The 22,413-nt window shown below is 69.5% G+C and carries 24 protein-coding genes; 13 read left to right on the top strand and 11 right to left on the bottom strand.

Annotation, left to right across the window (positions count from 1 at the left end):
• Window positions 1-101: 101 nt before the first annotated feature.
• Window positions 102-1,115 (bottom strand): Bug family tripartite tricarboxylate transporter substrate binding protein, encoded by a 1,014-nt coding sequence (locus tag AC3WOH_RS00400; protein ID WP_492227438.1) that lies wholly within the window; start codon window positions 1,113-1,115, stop codon window positions 102-104.
• 50 nt (window positions 1,116-1,165) lie between these two features.
• Window positions 1,166-3,043, bottom strand: a complete 1,878-nt coding sequence (locus AC3WOH_RS00395) for an acyl-CoA synthetase (protein WP_492227437.1) — start codon at window positions 3,041-3,043, stop codon at window positions 1,166-1,168.
• Between the two features lie 399 nt (window positions 3,044-3,442).
• Between AC3WOH_RS00395 and pssA the strand changes: the two genes are divergently transcribed.
• Together pssA and AC3WOH_RS00385 are read left to right on the top strand one after the other, a co-directional pair.
• Window positions 3,443-4,072: a CDP-diacylglycerol--serine O-phosphatidyltransferase gene (gene pssA / locus AC3WOH_RS00390; protein WP_492227436.1), complete on the top strand. Its 630-nt coding sequence runs from the start codon at window positions 3,443-3,445 to the stop codon at window positions 4,070-4,072.
• The gene (locus AC3WOH_RS00385; RefSeq protein ID WP_492227435.1) at window positions 4,072-4,434 is read left to right on the top strand and encodes a hypothetical protein; all 363 of its coding nucleotides are present in this window, start codon (window positions 4,072-4,074) and stop codon (window positions 4,432-4,434) included. Before pssA ends, AC3WOH_RS00385 begins: the two co-directional genes overlap by 1 nt.
• A 3-nt stretch (window positions 4,435-4,437) precedes the next feature.
• On the opposite strand, the gene AC3WOH_RS00380 is transcribed toward AC3WOH_RS00385, so the two are convergent.
• A complete protein-coding gene (locus AC3WOH_RS00380; RefSeq protein WP_492227434.1) occupies window positions 4,438-5,361 on the bottom strand; it encodes a DMT family transporter in 924 nt (307 codons plus the stop codon).
• Window positions 5,362-5,502: 141 nt separating this feature from the next.
• On the opposite strand from AC3WOH_RS00380, the gene minC reads away from it, so the two are divergent.
• The 5 genes from minC (at window position 5,503) to yccS (ending at window position 10,162) form a co-directional block, all read left to right on the top strand.
• Window positions 5,503-6,336 carry a septum site-determining protein MinC gene (gene minC, locus AC3WOH_RS00375; RefSeq protein ID WP_492227433.1) on the top strand — a complete coding sequence of 278 codons (834 nt, stop codon included), beginning with the start codon at window positions 5,503-5,505 and terminating at the stop codon, window positions 6,334-6,336.
• A gap of 3 nt (window positions 6,337-6,339) precedes the next feature.
• On the top strand, window positions 6,340-7,155 hold the full coding sequence (gene minD / locus AC3WOH_RS00370) for a septum site-determining protein MinD (protein ID WP_184855081.1): 816 nt from the start codon (window positions 6,340-6,342) through the stop codon (window positions 7,153-7,155).
• Window positions 7,156-7,158: 3 nt separating this feature from the next.
• Entirely contained in the window at window positions 7,159-7,425 is a 267-nt protein-coding gene (gene minE, locus AC3WOH_RS00365; RefSeq protein WP_184855080.1) for a cell division topological specificity factor MinE, read from the top strand.
• Between the two features lie 49 nt (window positions 7,426-7,474).
• A complete protein-coding gene (locus AC3WOH_RS00360; RefSeq protein ID WP_492227432.1) occupies window positions 7,475-7,867 on the top strand; it encodes a VOC family protein in 393 nt (130 codons plus the stop codon).
• Between the two features lie 93 nt (window positions 7,868-7,960).
• Window positions 7,961-10,162 carry a YccS family putative transporter gene (yccS, locus tag AC3WOH_RS00355; protein WP_492227431.1) on the top strand — a complete coding sequence of 734 codons (2,202 nt, stop codon included), beginning with the start codon at window positions 7,961-7,963 and terminating at the stop codon, window positions 10,160-10,162.
• On the opposite strand, the gene AC3WOH_RS00350 is transcribed toward yccS, so the two are convergent.
• Both AC3WOH_RS00350 and AC3WOH_RS00345 read right to left on the bottom strand, forming a co-directional pair.
• Entirely contained in the window at window positions 10,159-10,746 is a 588-nt protein-coding gene (locus AC3WOH_RS00350; RefSeq protein WP_492227430.1) for an MOSC domain-containing protein, read from the bottom strand. The two genes, yccS and AC3WOH_RS00350, sit on opposite strands and share 4 nt — an antisense overlap.
• Window positions 10,743-11,264 carry a flavin reductase family protein gene (locus AC3WOH_RS00345; RefSeq protein ID WP_184855076.1) on the bottom strand — a complete coding sequence of 174 codons (522 nt, stop codon included), beginning with the start codon at window positions 11,262-11,264 and terminating at the stop codon, window positions 10,743-10,745. Before AC3WOH_RS00345 ends, AC3WOH_RS00350 begins: the two co-directional genes overlap by 4 nt.
• 174 nt (window positions 11,265-11,438) lie before the next feature.
• On the opposite strand from AC3WOH_RS00345, the gene AC3WOH_RS00340 reads away from it, so the two are divergent.
• Together AC3WOH_RS00340 and AC3WOH_RS00335 are read left to right on the top strand one after the other, a co-directional pair.
• Window positions 11,439-12,218, top strand: coding sequence for an alpha/beta fold hydrolase (locus tag AC3WOH_RS00340; RefSeq protein WP_492227429.1), 780 nt, complete (start codon window positions 11,439-11,441; stop codon window positions 12,216-12,218).
• The gene (locus AC3WOH_RS00335; protein WP_492227428.1) at window positions 12,215-13,288 is read left to right on the top strand and encodes a M14 family zinc carboxypeptidase; all 1,074 of its coding nucleotides are present in this window, start codon (window positions 12,215-12,217) and stop codon (window positions 13,286-13,288) included. Before AC3WOH_RS00340 ends, AC3WOH_RS00335 begins: the two co-directional genes overlap by 4 nt.
• A gap of 33 nt (window positions 13,289-13,321) precedes the next feature.
• On the opposite strand, the gene AC3WOH_RS00330 is transcribed toward AC3WOH_RS00335, so the two are convergent.
• On the bottom strand, window positions 13,322-13,972 hold the full coding sequence (locus AC3WOH_RS00330) for a TetR/AcrR family transcriptional regulator (protein WP_492227427.1): 651 nt from the start codon (window positions 13,970-13,972) through the stop codon (window positions 13,322-13,324).
• 81 nt (window positions 13,973-14,053) lie between these two features.
• Here AC3WOH_RS00330 and AC3WOH_RS00325 point away from each other — a divergent pair, with 81 nt between their 5' ends.
• Complete coding sequence (locus tag AC3WOH_RS00325; RefSeq protein WP_492227426.1) at window positions 14,054-14,749, top strand: hypothetical protein; 696 nt, start codon at window positions 14,054-14,056, stop codon at window positions 14,747-14,749.
• A 16-nt stretch (window positions 14,750-14,765) separates the two neighbouring features.
• Here AC3WOH_RS00325 and AC3WOH_RS00320 read toward each other — a convergent pair whose 3' ends face one another.
• Entirely contained in the window at window positions 14,766-16,100 is a 1,335-nt protein-coding gene (locus tag AC3WOH_RS00320; protein WP_492227425.1) for a D-amino acid dehydrogenase, read from the bottom strand.
• A gap of 126 nt (window positions 16,101-16,226) precedes the next feature.
• Between AC3WOH_RS00320 and AC3WOH_RS00315 the strand changes: the two genes are divergently transcribed.
• Together AC3WOH_RS00315 and AC3WOH_RS00310 are read left to right on the top strand one after the other, a co-directional pair.
• On the top strand, window positions 16,227-17,138 hold the full coding sequence (locus AC3WOH_RS00315) for a LysR family transcriptional regulator ArgP (RefSeq protein ID WP_492227424.1): 912 nt from the start codon (window positions 16,227-16,229) through the stop codon (window positions 17,136-17,138).
• Between the two features lie 174 nt (window positions 17,139-17,312).
• Window positions 17,313-17,930 (top strand): TetR/AcrR family transcriptional regulator, encoded by a 618-nt coding sequence (locus tag AC3WOH_RS00310; protein WP_492227423.1) that lies wholly within the window; start codon window positions 17,313-17,315, stop codon window positions 17,928-17,930.
• A gap of 19 nt (window positions 17,931-17,949) precedes the next feature.
• Here the strand turns inward: AC3WOH_RS00310 and AC3WOH_RS00305 are convergent, their stop codons facing one another.
• Window positions 17,950-18,954, bottom strand: coding sequence for a zinc-dependent alcohol dehydrogenase family protein (locus AC3WOH_RS00305; RefSeq protein WP_492227422.1), 1,005 nt, complete (start codon window positions 18,952-18,954; stop codon window positions 17,950-17,952).
• A gap of 101 nt (window positions 18,955-19,055) precedes the next feature.
• Between AC3WOH_RS00305 and AC3WOH_RS00300 the strand changes: the two genes are divergently transcribed.
• Window positions 19,056-19,934, top strand: coding sequence for a LysR family transcriptional regulator (locus AC3WOH_RS00300; protein WP_492227421.1), 879 nt, complete (start codon window positions 19,056-19,058; stop codon window positions 19,932-19,934).
• 73 nt (window positions 19,935-20,007) lie between these two features.
• Here AC3WOH_RS00300 and AC3WOH_RS00295 read toward each other — a convergent pair whose 3' ends face one another.
• The 3 genes from AC3WOH_RS00295 to AC3WOH_RS00285 all read right to left on the bottom strand — a co-directional run bounded on the left by AC3WOH_RS00295 (window position 20,008) and on the right by AC3WOH_RS00285 (window position 22,405).
• Window positions 20,008-20,430: a universal stress protein gene (locus AC3WOH_RS00295; RefSeq protein WP_492227420.1), complete on the bottom strand. Its 423-nt coding sequence runs from the start codon at window positions 20,428-20,430 to the stop codon at window positions 20,008-20,010.
• A 112-nt stretch (window positions 20,431-20,542) separates the two neighbouring features.
• Complete coding sequence (locus tag AC3WOH_RS00290) at window positions 20,543-21,388, bottom strand: metallophosphoesterase (protein WP_492227419.1); 846 nt, start codon at window positions 21,386-21,388, stop codon at window positions 20,543-20,545.
• Window positions 21,389-21,400: 12 nt separating this feature from the next.
• Window positions 21,401-22,405: a LysR family transcriptional regulator gene (locus tag AC3WOH_RS00285; protein WP_492227418.1), complete on the bottom strand. Its 1,005-nt coding sequence runs from the start codon at window positions 22,403-22,405 to the stop codon at window positions 21,401-21,403.
• Window positions 22,406-22,413 lie beyond the last annotated feature (8 nt).

Here is a 22,413-nt window from a genome sequence, read left to right as displayed (position 1 = left end):
GGCTGAGTGCCGCGGCTCCAAGCCTGCCTGCGCAGGCTTGGACGGCAACGAAGAGCGGCCGCCCCTGGCGGACGCACCGAGACGCGAAGCAGCTCAGGGGGTCAGTCGAGCTTTGCGCCAGACTGCTTGATCAATCGCTCCCAGACGGGCCGTTCCTTCATGTACGCGGCCTTGAACTCGGCCGGGGAGGAGTTGGTGCGGGCCTCGAAGCCCATGCCCGCGATGCGCTGGGCCACATCGGGCAGCTGCACGGCCTTGCGCACCTCGCTGGCCAGGCGCTCCAGGATGGCCGGGGGCGTGCCCGCGGGGGCGGCAAAGGCCAGCCAGCCCGTCACGCGGTAGGCCTCATCGTTCATGCCCTGCTCGGCTAGCGTGGGCACGTTGGGCAGGATGCCCATGCGCCGTTCGCCGGTCACCCCCAGCGCCTTGAGCTTGCCGGCGTCGATGTGCGCCTTGGCCACCAGCGCGCTGGCGTAGGCCATCTGGATCTGGCCGCCGATCAGGTCCTGCACCATGGGCGCCTCGCCGCGGTAGGCCACGTGGCTCATGTCGGCGTTCTGCGTGAGGCTCATGTAGGCCCCCGCCAGGTGCGGGTAGGCGCCCGTGCCGTAGGAGCCATAGGCCACCTTGCTCTTGTGGGCGGCGGCGTACTTGAGCAGCTCGGGGCCGGTGGCCACGGGCACGCTGGGGTGGGCCACCAGCACCAGCGGGGCGATGGCGATCTGGTAGACCAGGGCCAGGTCGCGCTGGGGGTCGTAGGGCAGCTTTTCGTAGAGGAACTGGTTGGTCAGCAGCGAATTGCTCAGGCCCAGCACGATGGTGTAGCCGTCGGGCGCGGCCTTCGCCACGGCATCCGTGCCGATGATGCCGGCCGCGCCGGGCTTGTTGTCGATGACCAGGGGCTGGCCCAGGCCGGCCGCCATCTTCTCGGCCAGCACGCGGGCCAGCACGTCGGTGGCACCGCCCGGGGCAAAGGGCACGACCACCTTGATCGGCTTGGCGGGGTAGGCCGGCTGTTGGGCCAGTGCGCCCGTGCCGGCGAGCGTGCCGAGGGCCAGGGCTGCGGCGGCAGTACCGAGCCAGGTGCGGCGCTGAAGGGTCTGGAAAGTTCGCATGCTGGTTTGTCTCCTGGAATCGTTCTGGGTTTTGGGGGAAAGAAAATGGCTCAGGCAACGGGCGGTGGTCCGGCCACGATGTGCACCGTGATGGGCAAGGGCTCCAGCACCTGGCGCAGGCGGTCTGCGAGGGCCGTGTCGCCGCCTGCGACGGCCACGCGCACGGCGCTCTCGCCCTCGGGCTGCACGGCGGGGCGGGCAGCCACGCCCAGCTCGGCGCACGCGCCGTCCACCAGCGCCTGCACGGTCTGGCAGGCGGCCTGCAGGCGCAGTGCGGGCTTGTAGATCTTGCCGACATTGGTCACGGGCATGGTGTCCAGCACGGTCAGCCGGCGCGGCCGGGCCACGGCCTCGTCCACACCTGCGCAGGCAAAGTCCAGCAGCTCGGCCTCGCTGGCCTGGGCGCCGGGCACCAGCGTGGCGAAGACAACCGGCAGCTCGCCCGCATAGGCATCGGGCGCACCCACGGCGGCGGCCAGCTGCACGGCGGGGTGGGCGCCCAGCGCGTCCTCGATGACCTTGGGGTCGATGTTGTGGCCGCTGCGGATGATGAGGTCCTTGGAGCGCCCGCTCAGGTGCAGCCGGCCCTGGTCATCGATGAAGCCCAGGTCGCCCGTGGCCAGCCAGCCGTCGGGCGTGAAAGCCCTGGCCGTGTCGGCAGGATCGAGAAAGCCCGAGAACAGGTTGGGCGAGTGGAACAGCACCATGCCCGGCTGGCCGGGCGGCATCTCCCGGTCCGAGGCATTGCCGTGCGCGTCGAGCGCGACGATGCGCAGCCGCGTGTGGGGCAGGCGCCAGCCCACGCAGCCCGCAGGCGCGTTCACGCCCGGCGGCGTGATGGTGGAGATGCCGGCCATCTCGGTCATGCCCAGGCTCTCGTGCACATGCAGGCCGAACAGGCGTTCGAAGCGCGCTGCCAGTTCGGGTGCGAGGATGGCGGCGCCCGTGCGGCAGTAGCGCAGGGACGAGATGTCGGCGCCATCCAGCGGCACGTTGGCCAGCGCGGCCAGCACCGTGGGCACGGCCGACAGGTAGGTGCAGCGGTAGCGCTCGGCCAGGCGCCAGTAGTTGGCCAGCACCTGGCGGCTGCGGAACAGCCCGGTGGTCGGGATGATGGTCTCGACCCCGGCCGACAGCGCGGCCAGCGCGCCAGGCAGCACGCCCGCCACGTGGAACAGGGGGTAGCCGTTGATGCCCGCATCGTCGGGCCGCATGCCCTGCATCTGCACGCAGGCCCAGGCCGTGAACACCTGGGCGCCATGGCTGTGCCGGGCGAGCTTGGGCGCGCCCGTGGTGCCGCCGGTGTGGAAGTAGGCCGCGATGTCGCTGGCCGCGATGCGCCGGCCGCTCACCAGCCGGTCGTCGGGCTGGGCGCTGCGGCGGGCAAAGTCGAGCACCCCCTCGGGCAGCGGGCCGGCCGCGCCCGGCGCCTCGCCGTGCGGTGCCACGCGCAGCACGGTGCGCAGGCTGGGTACGGCGCTGCGCAGGCCCATGGCCTTGGTCCAGAAGCCCGAGTCGCCGTCCTCGCCATAGGCGATCAGCACCTTGGCGCCGGCCAGGGCCAGCATGGACGCCAGCTTCTCTGGCGTGAGCAGCGGGTTGAGCGGCTGCACGATGCCCGCCGCCTCGCTGCCCCACAGGGCCAGGTGGTACTCCAGGCAACCGGGCAGCAGCACCGCCACGGCATCCTCTGGCCCCACGCCCAGGCTGTGCAGCAGGTTGGCCGTCTGGTGGATGCCGGCCAGCAGCTGGGTGTACGACCAGCGCACGGGCTCATCCGCCGGGTCGGCCGTGGGCAGAAAGCTCAGCGCCGTCTTGTCGCCAAAGGCATGGGCCGAGTTGCGAAAGATCTCGTAGGTGCTCTGCACCGGCAGCGCCTGGGCCAGGGGCACGGCCTCCAGGCGTTCTACATCCTGCAGGCTGCGCACCGGAAACGCCGGAGAAAAAGGGGCCGACAGAGGCGGGTGCGTGGGGCAGAGGGGGGCTGTCATGGCGCGCTCGCCTCCGTGCCCGCGGCGGCAACGGGGGTGGGGCAGGGCTGCTGTGCGCTCCTGGCGGTGTGCATGGTCTTGTCTCCTGGCAAATCGGCTCCATCCTGACAAACAGGCCGTTGTCTGGCCATTGTTGGTGCGTATGGATTTTTTGACAATTGCCCAAAACCATGGACACACTGTTCAAAAAACTTGGCATCTGAGGAGCTGTGGGGACGGGCGGCGCCCTTGGCGCTGCGCCAGCCGCGCGGGGAATGTGCCTACAGGGAACGGCGCCCGGGGCCGCCCATAATGTGGCGTCACCACTTTCCATGGCGCGACTGGAGCGCCCCTGACATGACCACCCCCCAACCCCATCCCAAGCGCTTTTCGATGATCCGCGAGTTCCACCTGGCCGACTGGTTCACGCTGGGCAACGCGGTGTGTGGCGTGGGCGCGCTGTTCTCCGCCATGACCTACCTGGGTACGCGCGAGGTGCTGCACATCTACTTTGCGGCGGCGCTGGTGCTGGCGGCGCTGATCTTCGACGTGCTCGACGGGCGCATCGCGCGCTGGCGCCAGAAAAGCTCGGCCATGGGGCGCGAGCTCGATTCGCTGGCCGACGTGATCTCGTTCGGCGTGGCGCCGGCCATCATCGCCTACGGCTGCGGCATGCAGGGCCTGTACGACCGCGTGGTGCTGGCCTACTTCGTAGCCTGCGGCGTCTCGCGCCTGGCACGCTACAACGTCACGGCCGAATCGCTCTCGGGCGACGACGGCAAGGTGAAATACTTCGAGGGCACGCCCATCCCCACCTCCATCGTGCTCGTGGGCCTGATGGCCCTGGCCGCCTACATGGGCGCCCTGGGCGAGAACCTGTGGTTCGGCAAGGTGCTGATCGGCGGCTTCACGCTGCACCCGCTGGTGTTGCTGTTTGCCGCGTCCGGTTCCCTCATGATCAGCCGCATCCGTATTCCTAAGTTCTGATGGCGAAGCCCCCGCGGCAGGATGAACCGCCCGCCGGTCCAGACTCCAAGGCCGGGGCATCGAGTCTGCGCTGGGCCTTGTACTTGGTGGTCGTCGCAGTGGTCGCCGCCAGCGCAGGCAGGCTGCGCATTCCCGCGGGCCGATACAGCACCCTGGTGGTGCTGAGCGGCGGCCCCTTGCTGCTCATGCTGGGTGCACTGGCGTGCGGGGCGGTTGCCCTGTTGTCCGTGGCGGTGCAAAGCCTGTCTCGCAGCGCGAACGGCCGGGAGTACGAAGCCTTTCGGTGGCTGACCTTGTGGCTGGGTGGTGCGTTCGCCATTTCCTCGCTGATCGCGCACCTCTACCTGGGCGTGCGGGGGTAAGGGTTACGCAGCAGCCGGCTTGCGATTGACCAGCACAATCCCCACCGCCACCAGCCCCAGGGCCACCACCAGCCCAGGAGTCACCGGCTCGCCCAGCCACAGGGCGCCGAACAGCAGGGCGAACACCGGGGTCAGGAACACGAACACCGAGATGCGCGTGGCCGGGTAGTGGGCCAGCATCCACATCCAGGCCAGGTAGCTCACGAAGGCACCCACCAGGGCCTGCACCAGCAGAGAGCCCCAGGCAAAGGCGCTGAACTGCCAGCCCCAGGGCTCGCCCAGCGCCAGCGACAGGAAGGGCAGCACGGCGGCGCTCACGCCCACCTGGTAGAACAGCTGTTTGGCCGGCGCCACGCGCGCCAGCGGCGTGGTGCGGATGACCACGGTGGTGAGCGCCCACATCAGGCCGGCGGCCACGCCCAACAGGTCGCCCAGCCAGGCCCGGGGCATGGCGGCGTTGGCCGGGCCGGCCATGCCGTCGCCCAGGGCCAGCCCCACCCCCACGAAGGCAGCAGCCAGGCCCAGCCACTGCCAGCCGCGCAGCCGCTCGCTGGGGATGAAGTGCGGCAGCAGCAGCGCCACCCAGAACGGCGCGCCGTAGAGGAACACCGTGAGCCGCGAGGCGCTGGTGTACTGCAGGCCCACATAGATGCAGGCGAACTCGCCCGCGAACAGGGCGCCGGCCAGCAGGCCGCCGCGCAGCGCTCCCCGGGGCTCGCTGCGGCTGGACAGGGGCACACCGCGCCAGCGGCACCAGGCGGCCACGGCCAGGGCCGCCAGCACGAAGCGCACGGAGGCCTGGAACACCGGCGCCACTTCGCCCACCGTGGCCTTGACCAGCACCTGCTGGAAGCCCCAGAACATGCAGCAGGTGAGCAGCAGGCCGACGGCCAGGGAATCGAGGTGGGTTTTGCGGGCGATGGACATGGCGGCCGATTATGGGAGGCGCCTGCCCAGTGTGCTGGCACCGGCCGGACACCCCGAAACAGGGCCTCTGCGGGCCCACGGTACACTTTGCGCATGGCGCCTGGGCTTTCCAGGCGCTTCCAATCAACCAAACCCGTTGACATGGCCTTTTCCACGGCGGCCCAGGTCCGCACCCGCTTCGATCTCAAGAGCGCAAGCTTGCCTGTGGTGGCGGTGTTGCTCAAGACCACCGATGCGGCCCAGTTCGCTGCCGAACTGGCCGAACGGGTCGCCGACGCCCCCGGCTTCTTCGACAACGACCCGGTGCTGATCGACCTGGCGCTGGTGCGCGAGGCCGAGGAATCCATCGATTTCGCGGCCATCGTTGCCGTGCTGCGCGAGCACCGCACCCTGCCCGTGGCGGTGCGCGGCGGCAATCCGGCCCAGATGGAGGCCGCGCACGCAGCGGGCCTCAGCCTGGCGCCCGACGTGCCGCCCCCCCGCGCCGAAGCCCCGCCCGCGCAAGAAGAACCACAGGAACCGGCGGCCGAAACGTCCGTCCAGGTGCAGGAAGTCATCCGCGAGGTGGTGCACGAGGTCGAGGTGGTGCGCGAAGTGCCCGTGGCCGGCCCGGGCACCATGGTGATCGACAAGCCGCTGCGCTCGGGCCAGCAGGTCTATGCGCGCGGCGCCGACCTGGTGGTGCTGGCCATGGTCAGCTTCGGTGCCGAGGTCATTGCCGATGGCAACATCCATGTGTATGCCCCGCTGCGCGGGCGCGCCATTGCCGGCGCGCGCGGCAACACCGAGGCACGCATCTTTTCCACCTGCATGGAGCCGCAGCTGGTGTCCATTGCAGGCATCTACCGCACGACGGAGACCGCCCTGCCCGACGAGGTCGCGGGCAGGCCGGCCCAGGTGCGCCTGGAAGGCGAGAAGCTCTTCATCGAGCCGCTGCGCAATCCCGTACGTATCAACCCCAGAGAGATCCAATAATCCATGGCCAAAATCGTCGTCGTGACCTCCGGCAAGGGTGGTGTGGGCAAGACCACCACCAGCGCCAGCTTTGCCACCGGCCTCGCCCTGCGCGGCCACAAGACTGCCGTGATCGATTTCGACGTCGGCCTGCGCAACCTGGACCTCATCATGGGCTGCGAACGCCGTGTGGTGTACGACCTCATCAACGTGATCCAGGGCGAGGCCAACCTGAACCAGGCCCTCATCAAGGACAAGCAGTGCGAGAACCTGTTCGTGCTGGCCGCCAGCCAGACGCGCGACAAGGACGCCCTCAAGCAGGACGGCGTGGAGAAGATTCTCAAGGACCTGGCCGAGATGGGCTTTGAGTACATCGTGTGCGATTCGCCCGCCGGCATCGAGAGCGGCGCGCTCATGGCCATGCACTTCGCCGACGAGGCCCTCCTGGTCACCAACCCCGAGGTCTCCTCGGTGCGCGACTCCGACCGCATCCTGGGCATGCTGGGCAGCAAGACCAAGCGTGCCATCGAGGGGGGTGAGCCGATCAAGGAGCACCTGCTGATCACGCGCTACAACCCCAGCCGGGTCGAAGATGGGCAGATGCTGTCGCTGGAGGACATCCAGGACATCCTGCGCATCAAGCTGATCGGCGTGATCCCCGAGTCCGAGGTGGTGCTGCAATCGTCCAACCAGGGCACACCGGCCATCCATGCCCAGGGCACGGACGTTTCCGAAGCCTACAAGGACGTGGTCGACCGTTTCCTCGGGGCGGAAAAGCCCCTGCGTTTCATCGAAGCCGAAAAGCCCGGCTTCTTCAAACGCCTGTTCGGGAGCAAGTAAGCCATGGCATCGTTTCTCTCCTTCCTGCTCGGCGAAAAGAAGAAGACCGCCAGCGTTGCCAAGGAGCGCCTGCAGATCATCCTGGCGCACGAACGCAACGGCCGCAACGCCTCCGAACCCGACTACCTGCCCGCGCTGCAGCGCGAACTGGTGTCGGTGATCTCCAAGTACGTGAAGATCAACCCCGAAGACCTCAAGGTGCACCTGGAACGCCAGGACAACCTGGAGGTGCTCGAGGTCAAGATCGAGCTGCCCGATACGGTGCGCTGAGGGTACTGCGCGCCCCAGCGCCCAGTACCCGCCGAAAGGAGCTCGTTCCATGCTGTCCCATGTCCATGTCGGCGTGAACGATTTCGAGCGCGCCCTGGCGTTCTATGGCCCGGTGCTGGGGCGCCTGGGCCTGGTGCAGCGCTTCTGCGAGTCCGAAGTGCCCTGGGCCGGCTGGCAGGTGCCGGGCGTGGCGCGTCCGCTGTTCCTCATTGGCCGGCCTTTCGACGGCCAGGCCGCCAGCCCCGGCAATGGCGCCATGAACGCGCTGCTGGCTGCCGACCGCGCCACTGTGGACGCTGTCCACGCCCTGGCGCTGCGCCATGGCGGCACCTGCGACGGCCCGCCGGGCCTGCGCCCGCAGTACCACGCGAACTACTACGGGGCGTATGTGCGCGACCCGGACGGCAACAAGCTGTGCGTGTGCTGTCACACGCCGGAATAGGCCTGCTTTGCTGGCCGTGGTGGCCGTCCATCCGGGTTTCTGGCCGATTTTTTGCTTAGTATTAAGGGTAATCCCTAATATGAGGCATATCCCGTGGATGAATCCTGGCGGCTCAATTGGCAACGTGCGCGCAACCATGAGGGCTTCACGCGCGGGGCGCGGGCGTTTCTGGCGCTGGCCTGCGTGCTGGCCTTTGGCTGGCAGGCCGGCTGGCAGACCGAGCTGATGCCGGTGCTGCTGGGCGTGATCGCCAGCGCCTTGAGCGAGACCGACGACAGCTGGCGTGGCCGGCTGCGCGCACAGCTGCTGGCCCTGGGCTGCTTCGGCATGGTGGGCCTGGCCGTGTGGAGCACGGTGGAGTCGCCCTGGCTGCTGATGGCGGTGATGGCCGTGGCCGCCTTCACCTTCAGCCTGCTGGGGGCGCTGGGCGAGCGCTACCGCGCCATCGCCTTCGGCTCGCTGATCCTGTGCATCTATGCTGCGCTGGCGGCCCATTCCAGCCAGGCCCAGGCGGTGCAGACCCTGCCGCTGCTGCTGGCGGGGGCTGCCTGGTATGGGCTGGTCTCGGTGGCCTGGGCCTGGGCCATGCCGCAGCCGCCAGTGCGTTTTCGGCTGGCGCGGCTGTACGCGGTGCTGGGCGAGTACCTGCGCCTGAAGGCCTTGCTGCTGGAGCCCGTGCGCGACGTGGACCTGGAGCGCCGGCGCATGGCATTGGCACTGCACAACGGGCGCGTGGTCGATGCGCTCAATGCCGCCAAGGAGAGTCTGATGAGCCGCATGGGCCGCGGCACGCCGCCCGCCTGGCTGCAGGCCGGCATGCAGCAGTACCTGGCTGCGCAGGATGTGCACGAGCGCGCGAGTTCTTCGCACGAGCACTACGACCTGCTGGCCACGGCGTTTTTCCACAGCGATGCGCTCTACCGCTGCCAGCGCGTGCTCACGCTACTGGGCGAGCAGGCGCTGCGGCTGTCGCTGGCCATCCAGCAGCAGACGCCGCCGCAGCACGCGGGCATGACCTCGCGCGCCATCGAAGACCTGCGGGCCGCCATCGCGCACCAGGACGGCATTGCGGCCGAGCTGGGCGCTGCGCTGCCTGCCGCCGGCTCCATGGCCCGGCCGCTGCGCTCGCTGCACGCGCTGGGCGACAACCTGGCGGCCATGGCCGGGGTGCTGGCAGGCGCCCTGGGCGGTCCGGCCGGGGGCGCGGACACCGCGCTGTTCGACCGCGAACCGCGCAGCCTGCGCGATGCCTGGCGCCGGGTGCGCGCGCAGCTGCACCCCCAATCGCCCTGGCTGCGCCATGGCGTGCGGCTCGCCCTGTCGCTGCTGGCGGGCTTTGCCCTCATGCAGGCCACTGAGGACCCGCACGGCTACTGGATCCTGCTGACCATCGTGTTCGTGAGCCAGCCGCAGTACGCGGCCACGCAGACACGGCTGCTGCAGCGTGCCCAGGGCACGGCCATCGGCTTGGCCCTGGGCTGGGCGGCGATCCAGCTGTTTCCGGGCGCGTTGGTGCAGGCTGGGCTGCTGGTGCTGGGTGGCGCGGTGTTCTTCGGCGCGCGCCATACCCGCTATGTGCTGGCCACGGCGGCGGTCACCGCCTTGCTGCTGCTGGGCTTCCACCAGATGGGCACGGCGCAGGGTGTGATCCTGGCGCGCCTGCTGGACACCGCCGCCGGCTGCCTGATCGCGGCGGCGGCCTCCTGGCTGGTGCTGCCGCACTGGCAGTCGCGCCAGTGGCCACGGCTGGCGGCGCAGGTGCTGCAGACCCAGGCCCTGTACCTGCGCGCCATCCTGGCGCAGTACCACAGCGGCAAGAGCGACCACCTCGACTACCGCCTGGCGCGGCGCAACGCCCACAATGCCGACGCCGCGCTGTCCCACTCCTACAGCGCCATGCTCAAGGAGCCGCGCGGCGTGCGCGGCAATGTGGAGGCGGTGGCCAACTTCCTGCGCCTGTCGCACACCCAGCTCAACTACCTCTCGGCCCTGGGCGCGCAGCGCCGCGAGGGGGCCGAGCCTGTGGACGAGGCCGCGCAGGCCATGGCCGGCACACTGCTGGCATCGCTGCAGCAACTGGCCGAGCAGCTCGGGCAGGCCCAGCAGCAGGCGGGCAAGCCATCCACCCCGGTGCCGGCCGTGGCCCAGGTGCTGCAGGAATTCGGTGCCGCGGCGTCTGTGCCAGCCAGCCCAGCCCCCAGCCTGATGGCGGCGCAATTGGCCCTGGTGGGTAAGGTGTTTCCGCAACTGCAGGAGCAGGCGCGGCAATGGGGCCAGCCGCAGCACACGCCCTAGCGTGCGTGCTTGGCGAACTTGGCCGCAAAGGCCTGGGCAATGCTCAGCGAGCGGCGCCCCGGCACCAGGGTGGCCTGCTGGCCCGCAGCGATGCTGCCGGGCCGGTCCACTGCGAGGTAGTAGCCGCAGCAACCGGCCTGCGCCATGGCGCGGCCGGCCTGGGCGAAGCCCATCACGGCATTGAACTTGAAGCAGGGCTCGCGCGGTGCCGTCACGCGCAGCACGCAATCGGGGAAGTGCAACTCATCGCCGACAAAGACCTCGTGCTCCAGCGGCCCGTCTACCGTGAGGTTCTCGCCCATGAATCCCGGTGGCAATGCTTCGTCGAACAGGCTGACGCTGCGCTTGCGCCGCTCTGCCTGCCAGAAGGCGTAGTGCGCAGCCGGGTAGGCATAGACCGCCTTGTCCAGGCCTCCATGCACGTTCAGGTCCGCCTGCTCATCACCGGCCAGGCCCAGCCGCCCCACGGCCACCGGGCCTGCAGCCGGCGCCTTGCCGATGGCGCTGAGCACGCTGCGCTCGCCCACCTTCAGGCGCCGCGCGCTGCCGGTGTTCACCTGGCGCACCAGCACGCCCGGTGTCACAGCGGGTGCTCGGTGTAGAAGCGGCCGCCGTGGTAGAGCAGCGGCGGCACGCCGGCGCGGTGGCTGCAGTGCTCGACCTCGCCCACGAAGATCAGGTGGTCGCCCTCTTCGTAGCGGCTGCGGTTGAAGCACTCGAAGGTCGCGGCCGCGCCGTCGAGCACGGGTGCGCCGTTGGTGCCGGGGTGGTGGACCACGCCGGCCCAGCGGTCGATGCCGCGCGTGGCGAACCGCTCGGCCAGCGCCTTCTGGTCGGCCGCCAGCACATTGATGGCGTAGTGCGCGCCGTTGGCAAAGGTGGGCATGGTGCTGGCACCGCGCGACAGGCTCCACAGCACCAGCGGCGGTGCCAGCGAGACCGAGTTGAACGAGCTGGCGGTCAGGCCCACCAGGCTGCCGTCCTCATTGCGCGCGGTGACGATGGTGACACCGGTGGCAAACATGCCCAGCGCATCGCGGAACTCGCGGGCGGAGAAGCTCGGGGGCCGGGCAAGGGCAGGGCGGGGCAGGGGGCGGTTCACGAACAGACGGGCGCAGCGCGCCGAAATGGAGGCAGGCAGCCATTATGGTCTGCATGCCACAGCCATGCTGTCGCCGTGGGTGGTGCATGGAGGGCCCGGACGCTGTCCAGGGTTAAAAATGCGTCGGCTATCATGGGCCCGCCCCTGCCATGGCAGGGCTTGCGCAGGATACCCATGGCACTTCTCCCCCATTTCTCCACCCTGGGCAGCGGGCACACCGTGCTCATGCTGCACGACGCCGATGGTGGCCACCTCACCTTTGCACCCCAGGTCGAAACCCTGGCCAGCCTGGGCTACCGCGCCGTGGCCTGGGACATGCCCGGTTATGGCAACAGTGCTCCCATCGAGCCCTATGGCTTCAAGGGCCTGGCCGAAAGCTGCCTGGCGCTGATCGATGCGCTGCAGTGCGGCCCCGTGACCCTGGTGGGCCACGGCATGGGCGCCATGGTGGCGCTGGAGGTGGCCGTGCGCCAGAGCGCCATGGTGCGCCGCCTGGTGTTGTGCGCCGGCGGCCCCGCGCTGGATGCGCAGGCCGTGCAGGACTGGGTGGAGCCGCGCCTGGCAGCCCTGGATGCCGCGCAGGACATGGAGGGCTTGGCACGCGCCGTGGTGCCGCAGTACATCGGCAGCGGTGCGCTGCCCGAAGGCGTGCGCCTGGCCACCCATGCCCTGTCGCAGGTCTACAAGGGCTCGTACCGCCGCGCGTTGCAGGCGCTGTCCACCTTCGATCGCAGTGCCGGCGTGCTGGGCCAGCTGCACATGCCCACCTTGATCCTCGGCGGTGCGCAGGATCGCTGCACACCGCCGGCGGCCTTGCAGGCGCTGGCCCATGTGCTGCCCGATGCACGCTATCTGGACCTGCCGCATGCGGGCCACTGGCCTCAGCTCGAAGATCCCGATGCCTTCGACGGCGCGCTGGCGGATTTCCTGGCCACGACGCGGGTACTGCATTGACCCAGGGCGATTCCCGCACGGCCCCTGCACGGTCCCGGGGCCTGGCCTGGCCGGGTTCGGTGCTGGCCGGCGCCGTGCTCGCCGCCCTGGCGGCGGGCGGCCTGTGGATCGCCCCGCGGGCCGAGGTGGAGCGGGGGACGACCGCGCAGCGGGGGGGCGCATCCGTGCAGGTGCTCCAGGCCCCAGCGGCCAAGCCACCCGCCGCCGTCGCAGTGCCTGGGGCGCCTGCGTCCACAGCCCCCGCGGCGGAGGCCGTGCCCGAAGGTCCCAAGGCCTGCGCGCTGTTTCTGGCACGCCTGCCCAGCGTCTCGCGCGCGCAGTGCGAGGAGGCGCAGCTCAGGCCCAGTGGTGCCGTCTCGGCGCATGGCGTCCCGCTGTTCTGGCGCGATGTGCCGGCACCGGTCGTGCAGGGCGCTGCCGAGGCGCCGCTGCGCGTGCTGATCGCGGGCGCCATCCATGGCGACGAGCTCACGGCCGCGGCGCTGGCGCTGCGCTGGATCGCGCTGGCCGAGCAGGCCGAGCAGGCCGAGCAGGCCGGCCGGCCCGTGCACTGGCGCTTCATCCCCGTGCTCAACCCCGATGGCCTGCTGGCCCGACCCGCCACGCGCACCAATGGCCGTGGCGTGGACCTGAACCGCAACTTTCCCACACCCGGCTGGGAGAAGGACGCGCCGCTGTACTGGGAAAAGCGCACCCGGCGCGACCCGCGGCGCTTTCCCGGCCACGCGGCACTGTCCGAGCCCGAATCGCAATTTCTGCACGCGCAGATGGCGGCCTTCCAGCCGCACCTGATCGTGAGCATCCATGCGCCCTACGGCGTGCTCGATTTCGACGGCCCGCTGTCGCCGCCCGAGCGCCTGGGCCGGCTGTGGCTGGACCAGGTGGGCATCTTCCCGGGGTCGCTGGGCAACTACGGCGGCGTGCACCGCGGCATGCCAGTGGTCACCATCGAGCTGCCGCATGCGCTGAACATGCCGGCGGATGCCGAGGTGCGCTCCATGTGGCGCGACCTGCTGCGCTGGATGGGCGAGCATTGGCCCGAGGCGCTGGCGCCCGAACCCAAGCCTTGAAGCGGGCCGCCGCGGGGGGCTCGGCGGCTGCCGTCATGGCGCCCTCTGCGCCTCCGACTGCAGGGCGTTGCCTGGGACCAGGCTGGCCAGGCACAGCTCCACCAGCGCGTGTTCGAACTCCGGGCTGTCGAGCAAAGGCGATTGTTCCAGCGACGCGGCGCGGACTGCGCCCATGAAAGAGCGGGTGAGCACGAACAATTGGGCGGGCGTGGGGGGCGCAAGCTGGTGGTCGTGCGCCATGCGCTGCAGGTGCAATGCCAGCCGCTCGCTGGCACCGCGCACGGAGACGAGCATGGAGGCGCGGTAGTCCAGCTGCCAAGACAGGCGGGCCAGGGCACGCCCCTGCGGCGCGCCGGCGCCAAAGGCCTGCAGGTAGTGGCGCACGTAGCGGCGCACCTGCTGCCCGGGTGTCCAGCTTTCGGCGCGGGCCTGGGCCAGCAGCGCATCCAGTTCCAGCATCACGCGGTCGCAGTGCTGGTCGAGCATGGCCGAGAGAATCGCTTCCTTGCTGGGAAAGTACTGGTAGAGCGATCCGACCGACACGCCGGCTGTCTCCGCGATGCGGTTGGTGGTGAGGCCTGCTTCGCCCTGGGTGGCCACGATGCGCGCGACCGCCTCGAAGATGGCGTCCACGGTGAACTGGGAGCGCTCCTGTCGAGGGGTGCGGCGGGGGGTGGTAGGCATGGGCAAATGTGAGCGCAAGGCGAGTAGGCGGCCATGGGGCCGGTGAATATCCTAGCGCTGTCGATCCGAAGAGAAGCCACCGTGCCAGAACAGCCTGTCCATCCAGCCGCACCCCATGCCGCCGCCACCGAGGCCGGGGCACCGGCCTGGCATCGGCGCCTGCCGCTGCGCACCCTGCACCGCACCAGTGCCAAGCTGCTGGCCCTGTTCATTGCCCTGCATCTGGTCGGGCACCTGGCCGGTCTGGCAGGGGTGGCGGCGCACCAGTCGGTGCTGGACGCCCTGCGCCTGGTGTATCGGCAGCCCGTGGTCGAGGCGCTGCTGCTGGGCTGCGTGGTGTTCCAGGCCGGCAGTGGCCTGGGCTTGCTGTGGAGGGGGCGGGCCCGGTGCCAGGGGGCTATCGATTGGCTGCAGAGGCTGTCGGGAGCCTATCTGGGCCTCTTTCTGGCGATCCACGTGGGGGCGGTGCTTCAGGGGCGCGCCCAGGGACTGGACACCAACCTGCATTTCGCGGCGGCAGGCATGCAGGTGCCGCCCTGGCCGTGGTTCTTTGGTCCCTACTACTTTCTGGCAGTCTCCGCGCTCGGCGCCCATGTGGGCTGTGCACTCTACTGGAATCTGCCCCCTGCGGTACGCGCCCGGGTGCTGGCACTGTCGGTGCTGGCGGGCCTGCTGTTGGCGGCATGCCTGGTGACGCTGCTGGCGGGCGGGTTCCATGCACTGGAGGTTCCGTCCCGCTACCTCGGCCCTTTTGCCGCTGCCACCGGCAAGGCCTGACCGAAGCCGACGGCGTTCACGCTGCCTGGGTCGCCATGCGGAGTCTGTCCCGCTCCATGCCGTAAAAGCCGAAATCCATCGTCGGCACCTGGCCGCTGATCAGCTCGGCCAGGGCCTTGCCCGAACCCGCGCCGTGCGTCCAGCCCAGCGTGCCGTGGCCGGCATTGACCCAGAGCTTGCCCAGGCGCGTGCGGCCGATGAAGGGGATATTGGTCGGCGTGGCGGGGCGCAGGCCGGTCCAGTACTGCGGGTTGCCGCCCTGCTCGGGCGTGCGCGTGTCGGCCACGCCGGGCAGGATCTCCTCGATGCGGCGCGACAGCATGTGGCAGCGTGCCTTGGCCACCGGCGAGTCGAGCGAGAGGTCGTAGCCCCCCAGTTCGATGGTGCCGGCCACGCGCAGCACATTGCCCAGGCGGCTCATGGCGATCTTGCGGCCGTCGTCGATGGTGGAGACCGAGGGCGCTGCTTCGGGCTTGAGCAGTGGAAAGGTGGCGCTGTAGCCCTTGCCGGGGTAGATCGGCAGGTCCACGCCCACGGTGCGCAGCAGCGGCGCGCTGTAGGAGCCGCAGGCCACCACGACCGCATCGGCCTTGAGCAGAAAGTCCTTCTTGAGCCCGCTCGCGGCACGCGGCATCACGGCCACGGAGTCGATGGCATCGCCGATCTTGTTCAGGCGCAGCACGTCGTGGCCGTAGAGGAACTGCGCACCGCGCTCGGCACAGCGCCGCGCCAGGGCCTGGGTGAAGACGCGGGCGTCGCCGCTCTCGTCGGTGCTGGTGTAGGTGCCGCCCGTGATGTGCTCGCCATAGGCCTTGAATGCCGGCTCGATCTGCAGCAGTTCTTCGCGGCTCACCAGGCGGCGCTGCACGCCGTGGCGGCGCATCAGTTCCACCGCGTGGCCGGCATCGTCGAAGGATTTCTGGTCGGTGTAGAAATGGGCGATGCCGCGTTCGAGCCGGTTGTACTCGATGCCGGTGGTGGCCACCAGCTCCTTGAGCGCGGCATGGCTGTAGGCGCCCAGCGCCACGATCTGCTGCACATTGCGCTCGAAGGCCGTGTCATTGCACTGGGCCAGGAACTTCAGGCCCCAGCGCCATTGCTCCCAGTCGAGCTGGGGGCGGAACAGCAGCGGGGCCTCCTTGTCGAACATCCACTTGAGCGCCTTGAGCGGGGCCTCGCGGTTGGCCCAGGGCTCGCAGTAGCTCACCGAGATCTGCGCCGCGTTGGCGAAGCTGGTCTCCAGCGCCGCATCGGGCTGGCGGTCGACCACGATGACCTCGTGGCCCCGTTCGAGCAGGTGCCACGCGGTGCTGATGCCGATGATGCCGGCGCCCAGGATGATGGTTTTCATGGATGGCAGTGTGATCCACATTGCGTTCTACTAAAAGCAAAATTAAACTCAATCCAAACGCATCAGTCTGTCTAATGCAATGACCGCCCACAAGGCGCCCACTGCACCGTTTGCCGAGAGCCCGCCATGAGCACCTATGACCCCGCCGCCCTGGAATGCCTTGCCGCCATCGTCGAAGAGGGCGGCTTCGAGCGCGCCGCCCAGCGCCTGAACGTCACCCAATCGGCGGTGTCGCAGCGCCTGCGAGCGCTGGAGGCCCAGGTGGGCTCGGTGCTCATCGTGCGCAGCCGGCCGCTGCGGCCCACCTCGGCGGGGCAGCTGCTGCTCAAGCACACCAAGCAGATGCGCCTCTTGCGCGCCGACCTGGAGCGCGACCTGCAGGAACTGGCCCCGAGCGCCCCCGGTGCCACGCGCGAGGACGAGCGCATCTCCATCGCCATCAATGCCGACAGCATCGCCACCTGGGCCATGGGCGCGCTGCATGAGCTGGTGGGCCAGCGCCTGCCGCTCGAAATCATCGTGGACGACCAGGACTTCACGCAGGAGTGGCTGCGCTCGGGCCAGGTGCTGGGCTGCGTCACCACGCTCAAGCAGGCGCTGCGCGGCTGCAAGATGGTGCCGCTCGGGGCCATGCGCTATGTGGCCGTGGCCTCGCGTGACTTTGCCGCCCGGCATCTGCCGCACGGGCTCACGCCGCACAACTTCCGCGAGGTGTCCTTCCTCTCGTTCAACCGCAAGGACGACATGGCGGCCGAATTCGTGGCGCGCGCCTTCGGGCTCAAGCGCGTGGCGCTGAACCACCTGTTCGTGCCCAGCACCGAAGGCCAGATGCGTGCGGTGGCCGCGGGCTGGGCGGTGGGCGTGGTGCCCGAGCTGCTCGCGCGCGGGCCCATTGCCGATGGCAGCATGGTCGATCTGGCGCCTGGCCACGCCCTGCCCATCCAGCTGTACTGGCACTGCTGGAACCTGGAATCGGTGGTGCTGGATGCGCTGACCGCGGCGTTGACGGCCACGGCAGCCAAGACGCTTGCGGCCTGAGCCCTGCTTGAAAAGCGTCCAACGGGCTCCAACCTGCGTCAACAGGTACTAACCCGGGGCTGAAGCGCTCCCCGCTCTGGGGCGGCACGATTCCTGCAGACTAAAACGTGAACGGCGTAGTTGCAAAGCAACTTTGTCATTTATTTTTTTACTGCAATGTATAAGATGGGGTCCATGTCCACCACGCTACAACCCAAAGTGTCCTTCAAGGAGCAGATGCACCAGGCTCGGGAGGGCGCGATCCTCCAGTCGGCCTGCCGTCTGCTGGGTGAAAAGGCCTTCGACGCCATGACCATGGACGATGTCGCCAATGCGGTGGGCATTGCCAAGGCCAGCCTGTACAAGCACTTCTGCAGCAAGGAAGAGCTGTGCAGCGCCGCCATGGTGCAGATCCTGGAGCGCGTGCATGTCTACCTGTCTGCGCTTCCGGCCGAGCAGCCCGCGCACGAGAAGCTGCGTGCCCTGGTGCGCTGGTCGCTGGAGCGCCTGCTGACCAACGAGATGCCGCTCTTGCCCAGCCGCAATTCTTCGCTGCGCGCAGTGCTCATGGCCAACAACGACTACCTGGACCGCCTGGTCCGGGTCAGCGACCAGATCGGCGAATGGATCACCGAGGCCCAGGCGCAGGGCGTGATCAACCCCACGCTGCCGCCGCTGGTGGTGCTCTACACCCTGTATGCACGCGCCTGCGACCCGGTGGTGACCTTCCTCAAGGAGAGCGGCCAGTACTCCGACGCCGAGATCGTCGACCTGGTGCTGCGCACCTGCTTCGACGGGCTGGTGGCGCGCTGACCCCAGGCGCCTCGCGCCCTCAGTGCGCGATGGCCAGCTTGCCGAAATGCTGCCCGCCCGCTGCGAGGTGGGCATAGGCCTCGCGGGTGTCGCCAAGGCCGAAGACACGGTCGATGACCGGCACGATGCGGTGTGCTGCAATCGCCCGCGCGGCCTCGGCCAGGTCGGCCACCGAGCCGGTGTTGTTGCCCACCACGCGCAGCGCCTTGACGATGACCGGCAACAGGTCCATCGGGGCCGAGGTCCCGCCCACGAAACCCACGGTGAACACCGTGCCTCCCATGGCCGCGGCCTGCAGTGAGCGCGCGATCGTGGCTGCACCCACGGTCTCCACGACCAGATCGGCGCCATGCCCTCCAGTGAGCTCCCGCACCTTCTCATCCCAGGCCGGCGTGGCGCGGTAGTTGATGAGATGGTCCGCGCCGAGCCGGCGCGCGCGCTCGAGCTTCTCCTCGGACGAGGAGGCCAGGATCACGGTCGCACCCGAGGCCTTGGCGAACTGCAGCGCAAAGATGCTCACGCCCCCCGTTCCCAGCAGCAGGACCACCGAGCCGGGCCGTACCCCAGCCGCGCGCATGGCGTTCCAGGCCGTGGTCGCGGCGATGGGCAGCGCCGCGCCCTGCACAAAGTCCAGGTGCGCCGGCAGGGCCACCAGGCTCGTGGCCGGCAAGGCCACGTATTCGGCGAGCGATCCGGGCAGGGTGAGCCCGCGCATGGCGGCCACATGGCGCGGCGTGATGGCGCCGCCCTGCCAATGCGGCATGAAATGCGGAACCACCCGGTCGCCCAGTGCCAGGCCGGTCACGCCGGCGCCGAGCGCGGCGACCTCGCCCGCGCCATCGGCCACCGGCACCATGGGGAAGGCCGGCGCGGGAAAGCCGCCGGTGGCCACGGCCACGTCCAGGTAGTTCAGCGCGGCGGCGCGCAGGCGCACCAGTACCTCGCCCGGCCCCGCCACCGGGTCGGGCAGGGTGCTTGCGCGCAAGGCGGTGAGCGAGGGGGCGGTCAGTTCAATGGCTTTCATGGGGATCTTGGGGAAGCAAGTGGAATGGCCGCCAGTGTGATTTCAAATGCACGAGAGATAAACTGCCGACAAATTGATTGATTTGGAAGCGGGAGTGAGCAATGGATGTGTTCGACAGCATGCGGGTCTACGTGCTGGCGGTCGAGAAGGGCAGCCTCAGCGCGGCGGCGCAGGCCTGTGGCATCTCGGCCACCATGGCGGGCAACCACCTGCGCACGCTGGAGAAGCGGCTGGGCATGCAGCTGCTGCAGCGCACGACCCGGCGCCAGCACCTCACGCCGTTCGGGCAGGACTACTACGCGCGTTGCAAGGAGATCCTGCGTCTGGTGGCCGAGACCGATGCCCAGGCGCAGAACCAGCAGCTCGCCCCGGCGGGCCGGCTGCGGGTGACGGTGCCCGTCACCTTCGGTACGGAAGCCCTGATGCCGGCGCTGCCCGCCTACCTGGAGCGCTATCCCGAGGTCAGCCTCGATGTGTCGCTGTCCGACCGGGTGGTGGACCTGGTGGAGGAGGGATTCGAGGCCGCGGTCCGCGTCGGTGAGCTGCCGGATTCGGGGCTCATTGCCCAGGCGCTGGCCCCCTACCGGCTGATGGTCTGCGCGTCCCCCGCCTACCTGGAGCGCCGCGGCATGCCCCGGCAGCCGCAGGACCTGGGCCAGCACGAGTGCCTGTCCTTCGCGCCCACCGCCCTCACGCACTGGCGCATCGGGGACGGGGAGGGCGCGAGCCGGGTCCCGGTCTCGGGACGCTTGCAGGTCAACCAGGGGCAGGCGCTGCGCGTGGCGGCCGTGCACGGCCTGGGCATCGTGCTGCAGCCAGCCATCCTGCTGGAAGCGGAGGTGCGGGCCGGGCGCCTGGTGCAGCTGTTCCCCCACCATGAACTGCCTGCGCGGCCGATGAACGTGGTCTACCTGCCGGACCGCTACCGCTCGCCCAAGCTGCGCAGCTTTGTGGACTTTGTGGTCGAGCGCTTCCGCTGAGGGCGGGCAGCAGGGCCCGCACGCAAAAACGCCCGGCGTACCGGGCGTTCCTCAGGGCGTCGTGCGCAAGGGCTCAGCGCACCAGCAGCACCGGCACCTTGCAGTTGGCCAGCACCTGCGTGGTCACCGAACCCATGACCAGCGTGGCCAGCGCGCCGTGGCCGTGCGAGCCCATCACCAGCAGGTCGTAGCGGCCCGAGTCCGCCACCTTGGAGATGGTCTCGCCGACGGCGCCGACCTTGACGATGCGCTTGGGCTGCACGCCCTGGCGGGCCAGGAACTTGGCCACCGGGGCCAGGATCTTCTCGGCTTCTTCGGCGTGGTAGGTGTCGGCGGCCTCCTTGCCCAGGGCGGCACGCGCCCGGGGGGGCAGGGGTGCCTGCACGGTCAGCACCGAGTAATCGTGCTTGGGGCCCAGCAGCTCCTCGTGCGCGGCAAGGTAGGCGAGCATTTTCTTGGTATAAGTGCTGCCGTCGACAGCGAGCAGGATGTTCATTCGGATTCTCCTAGTTGGTATGACAGACCGTAACGTGCGCGGGTGCTTGTTGTCTTGACCTGGATCATGCTTTTCATCCTGCGCTGGCGAAGGGCGGCCCTTCGCCAGGCCATCATACGGTGACGCAGTAGCGTGGCTGGAAGCTGTCCTGTTCCCCGTTGCGGGCATAGCCCAGCGGGTTGGCGACCACACGGCATTGCCAGGGGCTGCCATCGGCACGCACACCCTCGGCGAGGTAGTCGCTGGGCGAGTGCAGGTGGCCGTGGATCCACAGCCGGGCCCCGGGCAGCAGGTCGTCGAGCACATTGCAGAACCCCGCCGTGCCGGGCACCACGCCGTAGCGCGGATCGGCGCTGCGCAGGCTGGGCGCGAAGTGGGTGATGGCCACCGTGGTGCCCTCGTAGGGCGTGGCCAGTGCCTCGCGCAGCCACTGCTCGCAGACCAGGGCATGCTCGCGCATGGGCTCGGCCAGAAAGGGCTGGCCGTCCTTGGTGCCGGCCATCTTGGTCAGGTAGTAATTGGCGGCGCGAAAGGCCTTTTCGCGCAGCTTGAGGCGGCGCGTGAGGTCGGTCACCTGTTCGTCATCGGCCAGCGCGTCGTAGTTGGCCCACAGGGTGGTGGCCACGAAGCGCACGCCGTCCATCACCAGGGTCTCGCGTTCCAGCATGCGGATGCCCAGGCGCTCGCAGGTGGCGCGCAGGCGCGCATGGGCGGTATCGAAGTCGAGCGCGTCGTATTCGTGGTTGCCCGGCACGTAGAGCACCGGCGTGGGCCAGCCTGCGAACTGCGGCAGCGGCGAGAAGCGCGCCAGGCCGAAGTCCGGGTCCTGCATGTCGCCGCCTTCCTGGTAGGAGCCGATATCGCCGGCCAGCACCAGCAGGTCGGCGTCCGGCGCCGGCTCGGGCATGAAATCGGGGTTGGCTTCGAGGTGCAGGTCGGACAGGATCTGGATGCGCATGGATCGCCGAGTCTACGGGGTTCCGTGGTCCGGTGCATGCACCGGGTGGCCCGGCTCGTCGTGCGGAAAGGCGCGCCGCGCGGCACGCGCCAGCGCCGACAGCAGCCAGCCCTTGGCGGCTTCCTGGGTGCTGTTGCGTCGCCACAGCGCGTCCACGTGCACGGGCGGCACGTCGAACGGCAGGGAGCGCTGCACCAGCGCGCCCGAGATGCCGGTCACCGGCACGAAGTGGCGCGGCAGCACGGTGAGCATGTCCGAGCCCGAGACCACGCGGCCCGCGGTGAAGAACTGGTTCACCGTGAGCACCACGCGCCGCCGGCGCCCGAGCGAGGCCAGGGCCTCGTCGATGAAGCCGAAGGGCCGGCCCGAAAAACTCACCAGCATGTGGCGCGCCTCGCAGTAGGCGTCCAGCGTGAGCGGCGTGTCGGCCAGCGGGTGGCCCTGGCGCATCACGCACATGTACTCGCTGTCGTACAGTCGCCGGCTCTCGAACGAGACCATGCCGCCCGACTGCGCGCGCGCCGTGAGGTCGGCCAGCACGGCCGGAAAGTAGCCCACGGCCATGTCGGCCGCCTCCTCTTCGAGCAGGCGGCGCGGGTCGCGCGTGGTCAGGGGCACCACACGCACCGCGATGCCCGGGGCTTCGTGCTCCAGGATCTCGACCAGGCCCGGCACCAGGGTGGCCCCGGTCGCATCGGCCATGGCCAGCACGAAGGTCGATTCGGCCGTGGCCGGGTCGAAGCGGCCGGGCGCCAGCGATTCCTGCAGTTGCGTGAGCGCGTCGCGGATGGGCGGCCACAGCGCCAGGGCGCGGGGGGTCGGCTCCACGCCCTGGCCGCTGCGCACCACCAGGTCGTCGCCCAGCACCTCGCGCAGGCGGCGCATGGCGTTGCTCACGGCCGGCTGGGTCAGCGCGAGCTTGTTCGCGGCCTTGGTCAGGCTGCGCTCGGCCATGACCTCGTCAAAGACCCTGAGCAGATTCAGGTCGAGCGAGCGGAAGTTCAGGCGCTGGGACATGGCGGTAA

The organism is Acidovorax sp. FW305-C-20-28, from assembly GCF_058783375.1.
This window is presented reverse-complemented; position numbering and strand designations above follow the sequence as displayed.

What these genes read in the sequence shown, in the direction of transcription:
- AC3WOH_RS00295 (WP_492227420.1), bottom strand. Translation starts at nt 20,430, where the DNA reads ATGAACATCCTGCTCGCTGTCGACGGCAGCACTTATACCAAGAAAATG.
- minE (WP_184855080.1), top strand. Translation starts at nt 7,159, where the DNA reads ATGGCATCGTTTCTCTCCTTCCTGCTCGGCGAAAAGAAGAAGACCGCC.
- AC3WOH_RS00380 (WP_492227434.1), bottom strand. Translation starts at nt 5,361, where the DNA reads ATGTCCATCGCCCGCAAAACCCACCTCGATTCCCTGGCCGTCGGCCTG.
- AC3WOH_RS00400 (WP_492227438.1), bottom strand. Translation starts at nt 1,115, where the DNA reads ATGCGAACTTTCCAGACCCTTCAGCGCCGCACCTGGCTCGGTACTGCC.
- AC3WOH_RS00305 (WP_492227422.1), bottom strand. Translation starts at nt 18,954, where the DNA reads ATGAAAGCCATTGAACTGACCGCCCCCTCGCTCACCGCCTTGCGCGCA.
- AC3WOH_RS00360 (WP_492227432.1), top strand. Translation starts at nt 7,475, where the DNA reads ATGCTGTCCCATGTCCATGTCGGCGTGAACGATTTCGAGCGCGCCCTG.
- minD (WP_184855081.1), top strand. Translation starts at nt 6,340, where the DNA reads ATGGCCAAAATCGTCGTCGTGACCTCCGGCAAGGGTGGTGTGGGCAAG.
- AC3WOH_RS00385 (WP_492227435.1), top strand. Translation starts at nt 4,072, where the DNA reads ATGGCGAAGCCCCCGCGGCAGGATGAACCGCCCGCCGGTCCAGACTCC.
- AC3WOH_RS00315 (WP_492227424.1), top strand. Translation starts at nt 16,227, where the DNA reads ATGAGCACCTATGACCCCGCCGCCCTGGAATGCCTTGCCGCCATCGTC.
- pssA (WP_492227436.1), top strand. Translation starts at nt 3,443, where the DNA reads ATGACCACCCCCCAACCCCATCCCAAGCGCTTTTCGATGATCCGCGAG.
- minC (WP_492227433.1), top strand. Translation starts at nt 5,503, where the DNA reads ATGGCCTTTTCCACGGCGGCCCAGGTCCGCACCCGCTTCGATCTCAAG.
- AC3WOH_RS00330 (WP_492227427.1), bottom strand. Translation starts at nt 13,972, where the DNA reads ATGCCTACCACCCCCCGCCGCACCCCTCGACAGGAGCGCTCCCAGTTC.
- AC3WOH_RS00310 (WP_492227423.1), top strand. Translation starts at nt 17,313, where the DNA reads ATGTCCACCACGCTACAACCCAAAGTGTCCTTCAAGGAGCAGATGCAC.
- AC3WOH_RS00300 (WP_492227421.1), top strand. Translation starts at nt 19,056, where the DNA reads ATGGATGTGTTCGACAGCATGCGGGTCTACGTGCTGGCGGTCGAGAAG.
- AC3WOH_RS00290 (WP_492227419.1), bottom strand. Translation starts at nt 21,388, where the DNA reads ATGCGCATCCAGATCCTGTCCGACCTGCACCTCGAAGCCAACCCCGAT.
- AC3WOH_RS00320 (WP_492227425.1), bottom strand. Translation starts at nt 16,100, where the DNA reads ATGAAAACCATCATCCTGGGCGCCGGCATCATCGGCATCAGCACCGCG.
- AC3WOH_RS00340 (WP_492227429.1), top strand. Translation starts at nt 11,439, where the DNA reads ATGGCACTTCTCCCCCATTTCTCCACCCTGGGCAGCGGGCACACCGTG.
- AC3WOH_RS00285 (WP_492227418.1), bottom strand. Translation starts at nt 22,405, where the DNA reads ATGTCCCAGCGCCTGAACTTCCGCTCGCTCGACCTGAATCTGCTCAGG.